This window comes from Vagococcus jeotgali (genome assembly GCF_035918315.1).
GTDB lineage: Bacteria > Bacillota > Bacilli > Lactobacillales > Vagococcaceae > Vagococcus > Vagococcus jeotgali.
Genome location: NZ_CP142146.1, coordinates 76,519 through 93,545, shown reverse-complemented (window position 1 = coordinate 93,545; position 17,027 = coordinate 76,519). Strand labels below are relative to the sequence as shown.

Sequence of the window (17,027 nt, the reverse complement as noted above, 5' to 3'; positions counted from 1 at the left end):
TTCTCTCTAACTATCTCACGACTACCATTTTACGACCTTTAATAGCCATATAATCATTGACACGTTTCTCGCTAAACCATCTCCTATGATTTGATCCAGTTAGCGCTGGATCTTGCACTAAATAATATCCATCTTTATATCCAGTAAAAATCATAACGTGTGTTGTTAGTGAGTTAGATGTATCACTTAAACCTACTCTTCCCCAAAATAAAACGGGATTTCCCATTTGTAGCTCTTTTTTTACATAGCTCATTGATTGTCCTGTAATATTTTGTGAATTTCCTCCTAGAGATTTCATAAAATTGTTTAGTCCTACTGGAGAAATAACTGCCTTAAACTCACTATAATTCCAAGGACTACCAATCTGACCTAAATCAGGATTACTTGAATGTAAAGGTAGATTATTATAAAACCATGTTAAGTTCCGATTCATTGCAACATTTTTAGAATGTAATACTGTATAGGCAGCACAAGCAGCACAACCACTAGGTGCATAGCCAGCCGTGTTAATCTGGTTAGCTTGAATCAAAGGAACAATGACCTCGTTACCTAAACCACTTAATCCATCCTTATTTATCCATCCAATTGATTTTCCAAATGATGTAATCTCATAGTAAATACCATAATTTGTTTTTGCCTCAGCTACAATTTGTACATTCTTCCCATAATACGTAGAAGAATTTCCTTTTTGTTTGGATCCATATACATATGGACTATTCCACAATGTCCAATTTTTCTTGCTTACTTTTTTCATAGGAACTAAAACTGACTTTTTATATTCAATTTTATCTAATAATGTTGTCCCTTTATCAGATACCCAACCAACGAATTGGTAACTTCCATTTTTCTTTGCCCACATTTTATAATAAGTACCTGAATTAGTCACTGACTTTCTCGTAAATAAAAGTGTCTGATTTTTATAATTACTTGTATTTGCTACAGATTTGGTTCCTGGTTTATATGGACGTTCCCAGATATCCCAATTACTTTTAAGAATCTCTCCATAGGTATTTGGTATTAAAACACCCGACATTTGATTAATTTCTGGAATAGAGTTTGATAACCCGGTTTCATTCAACCACCCAATGTATTGATATCTCCCATCACGATAAACCCATATTTTTACATATGTACCTGATGTCGTCTTAGCTCTTCTAGTAAACAAAACTTTCTCATTTAAATACTCTGATGTGTTCTTAACTTTTTTAACACCTGACTTATAAGGTTCACTCCAAATATCCCAATTATTTTTGGTTATATATTTATATGTGTTTTCTACCAATATACCTTCTTTTGTGTATAGTGGGTCTACAGAATCTATGGCACCTTTATTAATCCAACCTATCTCTTTATTATCTACCTTGATAAGTACATAGACTGTATTGTTAGAGCTTGCTTCTCTAGTTACTGTCACTATTTGTTCAAAATATTTTGTAGATTTATCAACTGACTTAGCACCTGACACATATGGTTTGTTCCAAATATCCCAATTTTTCTTGTATATTCTCTGTTCGTAAGGTGTCACTTTAACTCCGGCATTATTATCTAAATCAGAAGTTATTTTTGCTTCTATATCTGATTCTTTTAGTTGAGTACTTGATAACTCCTCATTTACAACTGTACTGTCACTTAAGTTTTCTGAGTCAGTTGTATCTATAGATGCCTCATTCTCTTTTGTTGTCTCCTCTACCATAACCTCACTAGATTCTGTCTGTTCCAACTCTGGAATAATAAAATCTGAACTAGAGGTTGAGTCCGATAATACTTCTTCAGTTGAATGATTATGTTTTATAACCGTGTCTTCTTCCTGAGCAATTACTGTTAGTGGCATTATATTTGATAATAATATTATTCCTAAAAGAAACTGGTTCATTATATTTTTCTTCATCTTATCTTCCTTTATCATTTTTATTTTCATTAAATATTATTTTAAATATTTCTTTAGATGCCTCTCCTGTTTCAAATTCATTATATTTTTCTCTAAAATCTAATAATTTAGAAGCATATTGTTTTTGGTAAGTATCCAGATCTTTTAATGAGTCAATTAATTCATCTGTTTCTTTGCAAAGTCTTCCTGGCGCTTCCATTTCAAAATTTAAATACATCCCTCTCAATACATCCCGGTAATACTCTAAATCATAGGTGAAAAATATCATAGGACGATTTAAATTAGCATAATCAAACATGATCGAAGAATAATCTGTCATCAAGATATCTGTTATCAATAATAACTCTTGGACATCTGGGTAGTTACAGACATTATAAACAAAGCCATCATTAACTAAATCTAAAGATTTAGCAACAAAATAATGTAATCTGACTAGCAATACGTACTCATCTGATAACTCTTCCTTCATACGTTCTATATCCAGTTTAAAATTAAAGCCACTCTTGTTTCGATATGTTGGTGCATATAAAATAATTTTTTTATCTTTAGGGATACTAAGTGCTTCTCTTACTTGTTTAGCTAACCTTTCATGTTCTTTTTCGTCCACTAATACATCATTTCTAGGGAAACCATACTCAATAACTTCCTTGTCAAATTCGAATACACGTCTAGCAATATCCGTCATGAATTGACTTGGTGAGACTAGATAATCCCAACGACTATGACGTTTTCTAAAGCCTTCTAACTGCTGGGGTGTTTTCACTTCATTTTCTACATCAAGTCCCATAGTTTTTAGAAATGTTCCGTGTAGTGTTTGTACCTCTATACTATGTTCACGTTTCTCATACTGATTAGGCCAATTGACATTATTTATAAAATATTTACTACGTGCTAAATAATAATAGTAACGCCAACTATTTCTTCGAACTTTAATAGCTTTACCTTTAATATCATCATAAGGATTGTTTAAGCTCCATACACTGGTATACTCTGGATAATTTTCTTCGAGATATTCATACATAGCTTTAGGATTACAACTATATGATTTTCCCCAATAAGCTTCAAACATCACCATTTTTTTCTTTTGAGGCAGTTTTCTAAAGAATGGATATAAGTAATCCATTAAAAATTTCTTTCTTCTAGGTCCCTTTTCAAAATATTCCTTTTTTAAACCTGATGCCAACTGAACCTCATGTCGATGATTTTCAGATAGCGTAAAGTTATTTTTTAAAATGTGCCAATGTTTTTTTGCTCCGAATTGTTCACTGACTATCCTTCTCTTGGTAGTATAACCATCTATTATAGAAGCTTGTAAGAATTGCCATGATGAATTACCAAACCTATACAAGTCAGCTGCTTTTATAGAGACTACATAACTTAGTATTACTCCCGATTCAAGTACATTAATATTATGGGGTTTAAGCAGCATTGCTAAGCCAGCACTATTCCTAGATCCTATAATACTAAAACTCAGCTCGCTAGTTGAAGTGATTCCATCTAATTCTTGATAAACATCAAATTGAACCTTTGTAACATATTTTTGCTCAGATACTATCTTAAAGTCCAATAATTTAGCTTGAATATTATCAACCATATAAATCTGTAATAACTTATTTCGTGTTTTATTTACACAAACCTCATTTAGACCATGTTTAAAAAAAGTCAGCTGAAATTCATCAGTTACTTCCACTTTATAATGCTCAATGTCATCTGAAATAAACTGTAAATAAAAGTTCTCTTTGAACTCTAACTCAGCTATATCAGATAAATTAAAAACCAGAGTGAAACGATTTCCTAAAATTGTACTTTCTTCAGTTGGTTCCACAATATAATCAAATGAATAGTTTATCAAATTCATAGTTCTAGCTGTTTGACTAATTAATTCTCCCTCAATAGTTATCTGGTCATTACGAACTACAACAGTTTCTACAAAAGCACCAATTTTAGTCGTTGTCAGCTTTAATTGCCACTGTTTATTATATTCAACGCTGTATACAATATTATCTATGACTTTATCTTTTGGTCGAACTTTTAACCCTTTAGTTGGATTAGATAAATAAAAATCACCACTAAACCCTTTATTAGACAGTGTCACTTTAACAAGACAATCTTCTTTTACTACTTGTTGAATAAGTGGATTTGATATATCTATATCAATCATGTAACCAGAGTAATCATAATTATACAAACGCTTCACTAAATATTTTTGTTTACCACCACCATAAATTTGAGTATGTGATTTGTCTTTAAATATATTAATTGGAACAGTTACTACCTTGTCCCCTTCTAGCGTTTCTAATTGAGCTGACATTTTAACGGTGCTATCAGTATCTAAGTACCTTAAAAAGGCTAATCCAGTAATAGTTATTGTTGTATCATTCCAACAAACACTCTTTATCTTAGTAATAGGGGTTACATCAGATGTCACATCAAAGTATGACTCATCTAGAAATTCTTCATATAGGGTATTGGATATATTCTTCATAACCTTACTTTCTACGATATCATTTCTAAGCAAATGATACTCAGCCATATTTGCATTAAAACGTATCAGATCTTCCCTACGATTTTCAACAACTAAAAGATATCTAATCCGAACAGCATTTGCCAACTTCGTATAAAACACATCCGTTTGCATATTGGCTATATAATGACTTAATTCTTTGGAAAATAATTCAAAATACTCATCGTCAGCATCATTTAACTGATCTAAAAATAATTTTAAATCTATTTCAAGCTCTTTAAGCTCTTTCTTTTCAATAAATGATTGATCAACAATCTGTTGGGAAATCATAATTTCATTAAATTTTTTCATTGCTGTAAATCGATCCAACATGTTATTTTTATCAACTCTAGATTGTGTAATAGACTTATTGCTATCATTTCGTAATTGCCACTTGTAAACGTAATCCATAATTATATTCGTAGTTGATGATTTAAAGTGAGCTTCCATATTAAACGGAATATCCTCATATAAAATACCTTCTGGAAACGTAATTTTATTTTCCTTTAAGAATGATGCTTTAAATAACTTATTCCAAGAAGTCGTGTCAAATAGTAGACTAGGGCATCCAACAATATTGGTACCTATTTTTTCATCAGAAAATATTTTTTTGTGTAAACCACTTAAAAAGAATTTTCTTGTTGAATCAAATCTCGATACATTACCTACAACAATATCAGCATCATTTAATTGTGCAGAGTTCAATAATTTTTGATATGATTTTGGATATAATATATCATCACCATCTATAAAAGCTATATAATCACCTGTAGCATCTAGCATCGCAACATTTCTTGCTTGTCCTGGTCCTATCTGATCATATTCAAATAATTTTATGAAGTCATATTCTTTTTGATAATCCCGAATAATATCTTTAGTCATATCTGTGGAACCATCATCAACTATAATAATTTCTAACTCAATGTTCTTATCTATTTGACTAATAACTGAGTCTAGTGCATCAGATATATATTCCTCAACATTATAAACAGGCATAATAGATGTTATTTTTATTTTATTCAACTTTATTCTCCTAATAACTATTTTCAATACAATCATAATAATTTTAACATATTATACGACTATACATACAGAAGTAATTATACTTTAAATGGCTTTTAAAAAGCAACCTCATCATAGATTTTATATGCTCTACTCTACTATGTCTAGGGGAAATAAATTTATCAATATGATAGTAAGTGATCTAGATAATATATCATTTCACTTCTTTTTCGTAAGCACAATGTTTTACTTACTAAAAATTAGCTGGTATACTCCTGTTTATAAACTTAAAAGAAAAGGAATGACATATATGACAACATTTATTAACTCATTAAAAAATCGTCGCTCAATTTACCATTTAGGGAAAGAAACACCATTAAATGAAGAACAAATTGAAGATATTGTAAAGGAAGTCGTCAAAGAATCTCCAACGGCATTTAACTCACAAACCCAACGTGTGATTTTCCTATTTAATGATGCTCATCATAAACTGTGGGACATCACTGAATCAGCATTAAAACCCCTGACTCCGACAGAAGTATTTCCAAGTACACAAGAAAAATTAAAGGGATTTGCTGATGGAAAAGGAACTCTATTATTCTTTGAAGACACAGATATTGTTAAAGGATTACAAGAACAATTTCCACTGTATGCAGATAACTTCCCAGTTTGGTCTGAACAAGCTAGCGGCCTTACTCAAACAAATGTATGGACAGCCTTGTCTGATGAAAATATAGGAGCTAATTTACAACATTACAATCCAATTATTGATGAAGCTGTCGCCAAAGAGTGGTCTATTCCATCATCTTGGAAATTAAAAGCACAACTTGTGATTGGTTCTATTAAGTCTCCTGCTCTTGAAAAGGAATATATGGATTCCACTAATCGATTTAAAACATTCAAATAGGCATAAAAAATCGTATGAATAGTGATCTATTCATACGATTTTTTATTTAATCACCTAAATCCTCACCATTTGTAGCGATAACTTCTTTATACCAATCAAATGATTTTTTCTTGTAGCGATCTAGCGTTCCAGCTCCATCATCATCTAAATCAACATAAATAAAACCGTAACGTTTACTCATTTCCCCAGTTGATGCACTAACTAAATCAATACAGCCCCAAGGTGTGTAAGCTATTAAATCAACGCCGTCAATATCAACTGCTTTTTTCATCTCTTCAATATGACGTCTTAGGTAGTCAATACGGTAGTCATCATTAATCACAAACTTATCTGTTGGTGTATCAGTAGCACCTAATCCATTTTCCGAGATGTACAGTGGTACCCCGTAACGCTCATAAAGATCAGATAAAGCCAAACGCAAGCCAATCGGATCAATTTCCCAGCCCCACTCACTTGATTCTAGAAACGGATTTTTAGCTCCCATTAAAAAATTACCTGTTACTTTTTCAGCATCATCACTTGCAATCACAGAAGACATATAGTAACTAAATGATAAGTAGTCCACAGTGTGTTTTTTAATCACTTCTAAATCATCATCATGAATATCTAACTCAATACCTTTACGCTCAAAGTATTTTTTAGCATAACTTGGGTATTCACCACGAACTTGGATATCATTACAGAAATAGTTAAACATACGATTAGCTTCAACTTTTTTCTCAACTGTTACAGGGTTACTATCCATGGCATACATCGTCGCATAAATACTCATACAACCCATCTTAATATCTGGGTTAATCTCTTTAGCAATTTTTGTAGCTAGTGAACTTGCGACAAATTGATTATGCAAAGCTTGGAAATTCTCTTCCTCTGTTGCTTGGCGCATGGCTGTTGAAAAAAATGAACCCATTAAACCGGTGTTAATTTCATTAAACGTCATCCAGTAAGTCACTTTTTTACCATAACGTTCTAAAATAGCACTGGCATAAGTCTCAAAGAAACCAATTAATTCACGATTTTTCCAACCACCATACTCTTTCACTAAATGCAGTGGTGTTTCATAATGGGAAATCGTAATCGTTGGCTCAATACCATGTTTTAATAACTCATCAATCACCTGATCATAGTGAGCTAAACCAGCCTCATTAGGTGTCTTATCATCCCCATTTGGAAAAATTCTTGCCCAAGAAATAGACATTCTAAATGTTTTAAATCCCATTTCAGCAAACATGGCAATGTCTTCTTTATAACGGTGATAGAAATCAATCCCTTTATGATTTGGATAAATGTATTTCTCATGGTCAATTTCTAAAGGAAACTCTGCTTCTTCTGAGAATAATAATTGCATCCTCTGTTTGCCACCTGGTGAAATATCAGCAATCGTTAGTCCTTTCCCATCAATATCATAAGCTCCTTCAAATTGGTTAGCAGCCGTTGCTCCGCCCCATAAAAACCCTTTTTTAAACCCCATCGTTTGTTTCCTCCCGTAAAATCTTTATCATTTTCACTTATTATCTAGCTGATTCTAATCTATCTTCAGGTACTAAAGAAGCCGCTTCTTCATCCATAATAATCACTAAGTTAGGATGAAGTGTTAAAATACTAGCTGGTAGATCTGAACTTATATTTTCAGTTAATAATTTTTTCATAATCTCTGCTTTGTGTTTCCCATTGGCAATCAACACCAATTGCTTAGCTCGCATCACACTTTGAGGGCCCATTGTCACATACTCATCAGGTGCCTCATCAATTGAGCCTAACATATTAGCAAGTAAGCTCTTCATTTCTGGTGTACAAGGTACTAGAGTCGTTAGATCATTCATCTGTGTTGTACCAGGCATATTGCCACAAAAATGGCCATCCTCCCCTATCCCCATTAAAATTAAATCAAGTCCTCCAGCATCTTGTATGTCTTGATCAAAGTTTGTCACATCATCTACAGTCAGAGGATGGATGTTAGACTCACTTATATTAGCTGGCTCAAAATATTGTGCCTTCAAAGCACTTAGTGTTATACCATCACGTTGTGTTTTTTTATAAGGAATTTCATCAAAATTATAATAATGAACATGATTTAAATAAGCTTTGTCTCTAATCTCAGGAACTAGTTGCTCATAAGTAGATTTTGGTGTCGCACCTGCTGTAATAGCTAAATTTACTCTATTTTGGTTACCAAACATTGTACCTAATAAATGTTGTGCTGTAACATTACCCAACTCTTGATAATCTTTTGTGACAATAATTCTCATAGCATTCTCCCCTATCTATAAATCGTTTATAAAAAGAGTCTATATTGTGGGAACATTCCCATGTCAATCGATATGATTTCTTTATTGTTCGCTCACAAATATCACTTTGTTCATTTATTATCTTATTTTATAAAAAAGATAAAAGAATAAAAAAGTTGACATGACAACTTTTACACCATAAATAAATGTTTATATTAGGTTAGTTTGAGAAAAAAAACACAAAAACTATATAATTCATTTTTATTTTTAGTTATAATGAAAAAGATGAGCGTTATCATTAATAGAAAGAAGGTTTAGACATGTCTTTAAAGAAAACATTAAGTGTCATACTGATGACTACTTTTTTATTAGGTGCTTGTGGTAAGAGTGACACATCTAAAGAAGAAAAAACGACAGAAAACATCGCTGGGGAGATTACTGTGTTAACTAACCGAACAGATGGAGATGCTATTTTTAAAACCATTGAAGATAAATTTATTGAAGAAAATCCAGACGTGACAGCTGTTCATTTTGAAAATATTGCCGATTATGATTCGACTGTGACTACTAGGTTAAATAGTGGTGATTATGGTGATGTTTTATTTATTCCCTTTTCAATGGCAGGAAATCGTGCTGAGTATCCTAATTACTTCGAATCCCTTGGTACTATTCCTGAGCTTCAAGATAAGTATTTAGATGTTAGAGAAGCAGATTTTGATGATCAAGTCTACGGACTACCTGTGGCTCTTAATTCTCTTGGTTTTATTTACAATGAAAAAGTCTTAAGAGATGCTGGCATTACTGATATCCCAAAAACAACAGCTGAATTTGTTAATAACCTTAAAACCATTAAAGAAAAAACAGATGCAACTCCCTTTTATACAAACTATCAAGCTGTAGCTGTTTGGGCAGGTGCTCTGACTTCTTTTGGCGGAGAACAATATAAAACAAAAACCCTTGAGGCAGGTGATGCTTTTGCTAAGGGACAACCCATTCGTGAGGTAATGGATTTATTTTATACCATGTCATCAAATGGTTTAATCGAACCTGATCCAGTAACAATGGATTCACAAAAAGCTTTCCAAGATTTAGCCGATGGAAAAGTCGCTATGCTCATGAACGGCTCACAAGAAGTTGCTGGTATTCAAAAATTAACAAAAGATCCAATTGCTATTATGAATTTCCCAGTAGAAACAGATGGCAGAAGAAGCCTACCTCTAGGAGCTCCTGCTGTTATTGGTATTAACAAACACTCTAAAAATAAAGAGACTGCTAAAGCCTTTGTAGAATTTTTTGACTCAAGCGCTAGTGGATACGCTAAAGATTTAAACGGGATGCCAAACAAGATTAGTGATTTATCTCCTGAACAAAAAGAAGTAGTAGATAATAGTCATGTCATTTTAACTGTGGCAACCGAAACACCAGAAGTCAACGATGCCTATGCTAAAATCGCCGATGAAGTGGGCGTATCTCGTTTAACTGACGTCTTACAAAAAACCATTAACATTGGATTATATCCTGATAAAAATGAATCTTACGATGATTACATTGCACAACTTTCAAAAAAATGGCAAGAAGCAGAACAACATAATGACTAATATATCACTAGGAAACAAGGAGAAACGGGTGACTCTGTTTCTCTTTCTTTTTATACCACTTACTTTTTTAACTATTTTTGGCTTATTACCGATCATTCATCTAATTTATTTAAGTTTTACTTCATGGAATGGAATTGGTTGGGACTATAACTATGTTGGTTTTAAAAATTATTACACAATTTTAAGTGATCCCATTTATCTGCAAAGCTTACGTGTGAATTTTTATTATTTAGTAGCAGGTCTACTTCAAATGGTAATAGCTTACTATTTCGCTGTCATTCTCTCAGAAAAAACAATTGGAATGTCCTTTTTTAAAACGCTTTTTATTATCCCCACTTTGATTAGTAGTGTGGCTGTCGCTATGATGTTTCGTTTATTTTTAAGTCCAGATGGTCCTTTTGATAGTTTTCTAACAATAATTCAACTCGGAAGGTTTAAGCGTTTTTGGTTAGGAGATCCTGATCAAGTTAACATCACTCTTAGTAGCATCTCTTTATGGCGACATTTAGGTATAAGCTTTTTACTATACTACGGAGCTATCCAGTCTATTCCGAAACAATACTATGAATACTGCCAACTTGAAGGGGCTTCTTTATGGCAAAAGACAAGAGACGTTACTATTCCCTTAACACAAAAAATTATTCATTTAAATACCCTCTTACTCATTATCGGGGTTGTCTCAGTTTTTGATATTCCCTTCATTATGACGAATGGCTCTAATGGAACAAGTACAATTGTCGTAAAAGCCACAAAACTAGCCTTTGATCAAAAAAAATATGGTATTGCATCAAGCTTGTCTGTACTAGTAACTCTACTTATTTTATTACTAAGTGCTTTTCAGCAAATCATTAGAAAAAAAGGAGTAAGCAAATGATTAAAAAAATTGGAATAGTCACAAAATACCTTAGTTTACTCCTATGGGCCTTTATTATTCTCTTTCCTATTAGTATTTTATTATTTGGCTCATTTATGACCCATGAAGAGTTCCATAATAAACAAGGTATCCACTGGCCAGATAGCTTTCTTTATCTAACTAATTATAGTAAGGCTATTCACGAAGGACACCTTTTAAGGAGCTTTTTAGTAACATTTTTTATTATTTTCTTAAGTGTTTTAGGTAGTGTCTTTATTGGCTCTATGATAGCTTATGTTTGTCATCGATTTCATTTCAAAGGAAAAAAAATGATTTTATTTTTCTATTTCTTGGTCTCTTCCACACCCATGGTAATAACACAAGTAGGGACATTTAAAATCATGACCACTCTTCATTTATACAACACTATATGGGCTCCTGTTGTATTATATATTGGGGCAGATGTCACTATGGTTTATTTATATTTACAAAATATGGAGCAACTACCTATAGAGCTTGATCAAGCAGCAATGATGGACGGGGCTTCTTTTTGGACGATTTACACTAAAGTTATTTTCCCTTTGTTAAGGCCAGCTACTGTGACTGTTATCCTACTTAAAATGCTAAGTATCTACAATGATTTTTATATTCCTTATTTATATATGCCTAGTAGTGAGTTACCCACTGTTTCCACTGCTATTTTCCGCTTTGTAGGTCCTTATCAAACCAATTGGGAAATCATATCTGCTTGTATCGTACTAAGCATCATACCTATGTTAATTATTTACTTATGTTTACAAAGCTATATGGCCAACCATCAATTAGAAGGAAGTGTTAAATTATAATGATGACTTCATTCATACGCTGGGGACTTGGCTTTCCTAAAAGAGCTTACACCGTTATGGAGCTTAGAACAGGATTTGCTACAGGTTTACCCATTTTAAGCAGTAGCCTTTTTGCAGCTTATTTAACGAGTCATATTAACTGGTGGTTTATAATCATCTTTTTCATCTCTGGGTTTTCATTTAATATTGTAGCTAATGTTGCTAATGAAATACGTGCTTACTTAAAACAAGAAGAAAACAATGATACCTTTACTCATCACCTTGGCAGCGAAGGTTTAGTGCGAGGGGATGCCACTTTTCTAGATGCTTGTCTTGTTCTTTTAGCTTGGATAGGACTTGGAGGCTTATCTGGCTTACTACTAGTTTATCTAACAAAAAGTTTATTACTACTTTTATTCGGAGTTGTAGGATTAATTGGGGCTATCACCTATTCACATGGCCATATCTAACTTTACCTGTGGGAGAAATTATTTCTGGGTTATTGGTTGGTTTTTTAAGTTCCTTGATTGCTTTTTATTTGCAAGCTAGCCATCTACCTCTACCAGCTTTTCTTTATGCTCTTATTTGCATGTTAATGACAGTCTTTTTAATGTCTACTAATAACACTGGTGATTATGATAAAGATAAGGGAATTAGAGTTACTTTGCCACACATCATCGGCTTTAGGAACTCTATTTTACTCGTCATCCCAGAATTTATACTACTACTACTAAGTTGGCTTTTTTTAAGCTTAACTGTCCTCACTTGGTGGCAGTCACTCATAGGGTTTGGCTTATTTTATTATGATGGGTATATCAGGTGGCTTAAAGAATATATCACTATCCAAAATGTCTATCCAGAAATGGGGCGAGAATTTGGTCCACGACCTTTACTTCTTATTCGCTCATTTCATACAGTTATGAGTTTGTGTTTTTTAATCAGTATCTACTTATTGAAAGGATGATTTAATGAATACCATTCGTTTGCAACAAAATAGAATGAATCCCCTAGTTTTACCAGTGATATTAGCTAAGGAATTAGGTATATTTGATAATTACCAAGTTAGTGTTGATTTAACATTATCTGATGATTTTGTTTTTAATGGTAAAAAAGCTTTTCTAGAAAATCAAGTAGATGCCATTATGGGAGATACTACTTTTTATTTCTATTATCAAGATGAAGGTAAAGAGGCGATGATTACCTCTACCTTAACTCGTACTATCCAACTCGTTGGAGTAACTAACTGGCAAGATTTACCCGAATTAACAGTAGGCATTAACCGAACTGGTTTATTCAGATTTTTTGTAGATACTTATTTAAATACACTGTTGCCACCTACTAGCTACCACTTTATTAATAACACGTACGAGAGAATGGCTGCTTTAGAAAATGGTGATATTCAAGCCTTAGTTGCTATTGAACCTTTTATTACCCAAGTGTTATCTCAAGAAAATACAGAAATAATTTGGCACTCTAATGAGATTGATGCCTGTTTTGTCATGTGGTGCTTTGATAAGCGGTTTATTGAAAGGTTCCCTCAAACGGTTAAAAATTTCCACTTGGCTCTTGAGGATGCTGCTCATTATTTTAACTCAAAAACAAATCAAGAAAAAATTTCTTTAATTGCACAACATTGTAAGCTAGATCATAAAAAAGCTAAAACTTATGAAAGTTTTGTTTTCGAACCGCAACAAAATTATTCAGTACATGACTTTAACCTGTGTCAAAACTGGATGTTAAATACTTTAGAAATCACAAAAAAGACAACTAGTGACGAAGGTATTTTTAAGACTTTTTCACATTAAAAAAAGAGATCCAAAAACATTATTCTATAACGTTTTTGGATCTCTTTTTATTACGATGACTGTTTATGATATTTTCGTTTACGTTTGTAAGTCCGAGATCGATGAAGTTTTTTATCCCTAATAATTCGCCTTATATCAAAGATCACGTAAACCAATACAAATAGATATCCTATTATCTTTATTACTAAGACAATGGTCATATTTATCCATGGTTTATAACCAATAATCACTTCATTCTCACCAGGGATACTAGAAATAACTAAACTACCAATCTCTGAAGTATGATAGTCTTGCCTAGTTACCTTTTCCCCGTTCAACTCTACTGTACTATGCCCATAAATAATGACAGGAACTTGCCGACTCACATCTCCCTTAGAGGTATTCCAAGTAACTTTCAAGCGCCCATCTGGTAGTACCTCATGGTTATATCCAGCCTGATTATGAAAGATTTCATTTAGATACGTTGAATAAGGTGAAAAATGCTTATATACATACGCGCTATCATATTCATCATGAATAGGCAAATAATCTGGTGTCCCTTTAGCAATCAAATCAAAGGCCTGAGTTAAATCAGAGCTTCTTAGTTTTTGACGTATCACATCTGGATTATGTTCAAGCATATTCTCCTTATTATTCCCCATAGACACAGGATCGTCATACCATTTTTTGGCATTTTTATGAGAGACTGTATTAGCACCTGATATAACTAATATCCCTAAAGTCAGGATAACTGTCAGAAATATTTTTTCTTTTTGATGAGACGATGTGCGGTAAAAATGATTAACTGTCAACATCAAACTGGCTAATAACAGAATATATGAAATAGCTGCAAATCGAAAAGCAAATTGAAAAATTGTTAGAGCCGAAATATGTTTTACTAATATATCCCAAGGCATAAGAGATGAAGATATAAATAAAAATACTGAACCTATAGAAACCATTAGTTTTTCGACTAAGGAGTACTGTTTCCAATTCAATACTGTATAAACAATTTGGAATACAAACATACATCCAAATAGTAAACCTAAATTAGTGTTATTATAATTATCCGTAATTGATAACGTCATTGTATTATCTAAAAATACTTTAGGAATAAAGGGTTGTAATATACTGTTAGATAAAAACACATCTGCATAAGCAACTAACGTATTTAAAGATAATACAACAAATAGTAAAATAGATAGTATTAAATCAATTATAAACTGCTTTTTCTGATGAGTCTGAATAAAACCAATTAAGAAAAAAGGTATGATAGCCAATACAGCTAACACAGCACTTAACATATGTGTATTCATTATAATACTCATTATTAACCCTAAGTAAACTGGATTAATAGGCTTATTTTTATTCTGAATCACTCTAATAGCTGGAATAAATATCCAAGGTAGCATCGCTGATCCCCAACCAGAAAAACCAAGTGCTCTAATATAATACATGACAGGTGATGCAGACATGTACATAGCTGCACCAACTAGAGAGAAAATAGTCATAATATTTAATTTTCTCATTAACACATACATACCACTTCCTGCTATAACTAAGCAACTAAAAGAGGAAATAAGTTGCATTTTTAACCATGATTTAGTCATCCAAAGCAATACACCATGAAAAAATGCCATATCATAACCATAGAGAGCATTAATGATACGACCACTACTATTAAACCCATAAATCGATTGATAATAATTAAATTTTCCAGTCTCTAATTGCTGATAAATATCGTAAAACCGATTGTAGTGAAAAGTAATATCTGATCCTACTGGTACAAATTTTGTATATATTTGAGGTAATAAAATAACTAGGGCAATCACCATAATCATCAATCCTGGTAGCAATTGGCGTAATTTTGGCGGCACTTTAAAGTCCATCTTCATCACCTCTTGGGTTGATTTTCTCTTCCTTTAACACGTAGATAGGTCGTTTTTTCGTCTCTAAAAAGGTTTTCCCCAAGTATTGACCCACAATACCTAGACTCAACAATTGCAACCCACCTAGTGCTAAAATGATACAAACTAATGAAGGCCATCCTTGTGTAGGGTCTCCCAATATCAAAGCCCTAACAATAATAAATATTAAGGCAATAATAGCTACAACAAAAGAAAATAAGCCAACAATAGCAGACAACATTAAAGGAAATTCTGAAAATGAAATAATACCATCAATAGAATATTTAAATAAACTCCAAAATGACCAAGAAGTTTCCCCTTCAGTTCTTTCAACATTTTCAAACTCTAAATAATAAGTATCAAACCCTACCCAACTAAAAATACCTTTTGAAAAACGATTCACTTCTTTTAATTCCAAAATAGCATTGACCATTTGTCTAGTCATCAAGCGGTAGTCCCTAGCACCATCTACAATTTCGATATTTGAAATCTTGTTAATAATTTGATAAAACTTACGGGCAAAAAAGGACCTGATTTTAGGCTCACCCTCTCGTGTCACACGCCTTGTCCCTATGCAGTCATAATCATCTTCTTTAATGATATGATACATCTTAGGTAGTAGCTCTGGTGGGTCTTGTAAATCCACATCCATTACAGTCACATAATCCCCTCTAGCATGTTCTAAACCTGCATAAAGGGCAGATTCTTTCCCAAAGTTTCTTGAAAAAGATAAATAGTTATATGAATCTGATGCAGTCGATATCTCCCTTAGAACTGAGAGAGTTTTATCTTTTGATCCATCATTAACAAACCAGTACTCTATATCTAATTGTGGTAACTCTGCCTCTATTTCCTTCATCTTTTCAATAAAAGGCATAATAGTCTCTTCTTCGTTATAACAAGGAACCACCACGGATAATAATTCTTTTGACATGTTTTTCTCCTTTAATAAATTACTCACCTTTTAACTCTAATCATCATAACAAACCCACTTATTTATCTAAAGGATATTTTTCAGCATTTTTTATTAATTTTTTCGCAATTATTTCATTAATGTCAAATCCTAAATTATCTGCCATCATATAAGCATAGATTAATACGTCTGCTAATTCTTCTTCAAGTCGCTCAGTTTGTAGCCTAGCTTCTTCATTATCTTTCCATTGAAACAACTCTAATAATTCATTAGCTTCTAAAGAAATAGAAATAGCTAAGTCTTTTTCTTTATGGAATTGTCTCCAGTTACGTTCATCTCTAAATTGATTAATAGCATCCATTGATTTCATTATAACTCTCCTCCTAATACTACTCAACTCACCTATTGTATCAATCTCTTATGTTTTTATCCATGAAAATATCTTTACCTTTTCAATTATAACAACAAAAAAGCTCCTAGCTTTCACTAGGAGCAAAAAGGAGTTGTTCTATTTACTTTGGAGGAGTAAATAAATTAAAAAGTTTGTTTGGGTTGTTTGTTGGTATACATATATCATAGCTTCAATTTATGAATAAACGATGAACTAATTAGTTAAAAAT

At 32.5% G+C, this 17,027-nt stretch carries 14 protein-coding genes; 7 read left to right on the top strand and 7 right to left on the bottom strand.

Going from position 1 to position 17,027, the window contains the following annotated elements:
* Nucleotides 1-10: 10 nt before the first annotated feature.
* Complete coding sequence (locus tag VSF34_RS00605; protein WP_326717208.1) at nucleotides 11-1,888, bottom strand: GW domain-containing glycosaminoglycan-binding protein; 1,878 nt, start codon at nucleotides 1,886-1,888, stop codon at nucleotides 11-13.
* 1 nt (nucleotide 1,889) lies between these two features.
* On the bottom strand, nucleotides 1,890-5,414 hold the full coding sequence (locus tag VSF34_RS00600) for a bifunctional glycosyltransferase/CDP-glycerol:glycerophosphate glycerophosphotransferase (protein ID WP_326717207.1): 3,525 nt from the start codon (nucleotides 5,412-5,414) through the stop codon (nucleotides 1,890-1,892).
* A gap of 289 nt (nucleotides 5,415-5,703) precedes the next feature.
* Here VSF34_RS00600 and VSF34_RS00595 point away from each other — a divergent pair, with 289 nt between their 5' ends.
* Nucleotides 5,704-6,300, top strand: a complete 597-nt coding sequence (locus tag VSF34_RS00595; protein ID WP_326717206.1) for a nitroreductase family protein — start codon at nucleotides 5,704-5,706, stop codon at nucleotides 6,298-6,300.
* Between the two features lie 46 nt (nucleotides 6,301-6,346).
* Here VSF34_RS00595 and VSF34_RS00590 read toward each other — a convergent pair whose 3' ends face one another.
* Together VSF34_RS00590 and VSF34_RS00585 are read right to left on the bottom strand one after the other, a co-directional pair.
* Nucleotides 6,347-7,771: a glycoside hydrolase family 1 protein gene (locus tag VSF34_RS00590; protein WP_326717205.1), complete on the bottom strand. Its 1,425-nt coding sequence runs from the start codon at nucleotides 7,769-7,771 to the stop codon at nucleotides 6,347-6,349.
* A gap of 40 nt (nucleotides 7,772-7,811) precedes the next feature.
* Entirely contained in the window at nucleotides 7,812-8,549 is a 738-nt protein-coding gene (locus VSF34_RS00585; RefSeq protein WP_326717204.1) for a glucosamine-6-phosphate deaminase, read from the bottom strand.
* Between the two features lie 299 nt (nucleotides 8,550-8,848).
* Between VSF34_RS00585 and VSF34_RS00580 the strand changes: the two genes are divergently transcribed.
* The 6 genes from VSF34_RS00580 to VSF34_RS00555 are packed head-to-tail and all read left to right on the top strand — an operon-like array spanning nucleotide 8,849 to nucleotide 13,608.
* On the top strand, nucleotides 8,849-10,126 hold the full coding sequence (locus VSF34_RS00580; RefSeq protein WP_326717203.1) for an ABC transporter substrate-binding protein: 1,278 nt from the start codon (nucleotides 8,849-8,851) through the stop codon (nucleotides 10,124-10,126).
* On the top strand, nucleotides 10,119-11,000 hold the full coding sequence (locus VSF34_RS00575; RefSeq protein ID WP_326717202.1) for a carbohydrate ABC transporter permease: 882 nt from the start codon (nucleotides 10,119-10,121) through the stop codon (nucleotides 10,998-11,000). Before VSF34_RS00580 ends, VSF34_RS00575 begins: the two co-directional genes overlap by 8 nt.
* On the top strand, nucleotides 10,997-11,824 hold the full coding sequence (locus VSF34_RS00570) for a carbohydrate ABC transporter permease (protein WP_326717201.1): 828 nt from the start codon (nucleotides 10,997-10,999) through the stop codon (nucleotides 11,822-11,824). The genes VSF34_RS00575 and VSF34_RS00570 overlap by 4 nt, the downstream gene beginning before the upstream one ends.
* Complete coding sequence (locus VSF34_RS00565; RefSeq protein ID WP_326717200.1) at nucleotides 11,824-12,273, top strand: hypothetical protein; 450 nt, start codon at nucleotides 11,824-11,826, stop codon at nucleotides 12,271-12,273. The genes VSF34_RS00570 and VSF34_RS00565 overlap by 1 nt, the downstream gene beginning before the upstream one ends.
* Nucleotides 12,274-12,281: 8 nt before the next feature.
* On the top strand, nucleotides 12,282-12,767 hold the full coding sequence (locus VSF34_RS00560) for a UbiA prenyltransferase family protein (protein ID WP_326717199.1): 486 nt from the start codon (nucleotides 12,282-12,284) through the stop codon (nucleotides 12,765-12,767).
* A gap of 4 nt (nucleotides 12,768-12,771) precedes the next feature.
* On the top strand, nucleotides 12,772-13,608 hold the full coding sequence (locus VSF34_RS00555; protein WP_326717198.1) for an ABC transporter substrate-binding protein: 837 nt from the start codon (nucleotides 12,772-12,774) through the stop codon (nucleotides 13,606-13,608).
* A gap of 50 nt (nucleotides 13,609-13,658) precedes the next feature.
* Here the strand turns inward: VSF34_RS00555 and VSF34_RS00550 are convergent, their stop codons facing one another.
* Genes VSF34_RS00550 through VSF34_RS00540 form a run of 3 tightly spaced genes read right to left on the bottom strand, consistent with a single transcriptional unit; the run spans nucleotide 13,659 to nucleotide 16,777 of the window.
* Entirely contained in the window at nucleotides 13,659-15,476 is a 1,818-nt protein-coding gene (locus VSF34_RS00550) for a putative glycosyltransferase family protein (protein WP_326717197.1), read from the bottom strand.
* Nucleotides 15,466-16,428, bottom strand: coding sequence for a glycosyltransferase family 2 protein (locus VSF34_RS00545; RefSeq protein ID WP_326717196.1), 963 nt, complete (start codon nucleotides 16,426-16,428; stop codon nucleotides 15,466-15,468). Before VSF34_RS00545 ends, VSF34_RS00550 begins: the two co-directional genes overlap by 11 nt.
* Before the next feature lie 58 nt (nucleotides 16,429-16,486).
* Nucleotides 16,487-16,777, bottom strand: a complete 291-nt coding sequence (locus tag VSF34_RS00540) for a nucleotide pyrophosphohydrolase (protein ID WP_326717195.1) — start codon at nucleotides 16,775-16,777, stop codon at nucleotides 16,487-16,489.
* Nucleotides 16,778-17,027 lie beyond the last annotated feature (250 nt).

What these genes read in the sequence shown, in the direction of transcription:
- VSF34_RS00605 (WP_326717208.1), bottom strand. Translation starts at nt 1,888, where the DNA reads ATGAAGAAAAATATAATGAACCAGTTTCTTTTAGGAATAATATTATTA.
- VSF34_RS00595 (WP_326717206.1), top strand. Translation starts at nt 5,704, where the DNA reads ATGACAACATTTATTAACTCATTAAAAAATCGTCGCTCAATTTACCAT.
- VSF34_RS00590 (WP_326717205.1), bottom strand. Translation starts at nt 7,771, where the DNA reads ATGGGGTTTAAAAAAGGGTTTTTATGGGGCGGAGCAACGGCTGCTAAC.
- VSF34_RS00585 (WP_326717204.1), bottom strand. Translation starts at nt 8,549, where the DNA reads ATGAGAATTATTGTCACAAAAGATTATCAAGAGTTGGGTAATGTTACA.
- VSF34_RS00580 (WP_326717203.1), top strand. Translation starts at nt 8,849, where the DNA reads ATGTCTTTAAAGAAAACATTAAGTGTCATACTGATGACTACTTTTTTA.
- VSF34_RS00575 (WP_326717202.1), top strand. Translation starts at nt 10,119, where the DNA reads ATGACTAATATATCACTAGGAAACAAGGAGAAACGGGTGACTCTGTTT.
- VSF34_RS00570 (WP_326717201.1), top strand. Translation starts at nt 10,997, where the DNA reads ATGATTAAAAAAATTGGAATAGTCACAAAATACCTTAGTTTACTCCTA.
- VSF34_RS00565 (WP_326717200.1), top strand. Translation starts at nt 11,824, where the DNA reads ATGATGACTTCATTCATACGCTGGGGACTTGGCTTTCCTAAAAGAGCT.
- VSF34_RS00555 (WP_326717198.1), top strand. Translation starts at nt 12,772, where the DNA reads ATGAATACCATTCGTTTGCAACAAAATAGAATGAATCCCCTAGTTTTA.
- VSF34_RS00550 (WP_326717197.1), bottom strand. Translation starts at nt 15,476, where the DNA reads ATGGACTTTAAAGTGCCGCCAAAATTACGCCAATTGCTACCAGGATTG.
- VSF34_RS00545 (WP_326717196.1), bottom strand. Translation starts at nt 16,428, where the DNA reads ATGTCAAAAGAATTATTATCCGTGGTGGTTCCTTGTTATAACGAAGAA.
- VSF34_RS00540 (WP_326717195.1), bottom strand. Translation starts at nt 16,777, where the DNA reads ATGAAATCAATGGATGCTATTAATCAATTTAGAGATGAACGTAACTGG.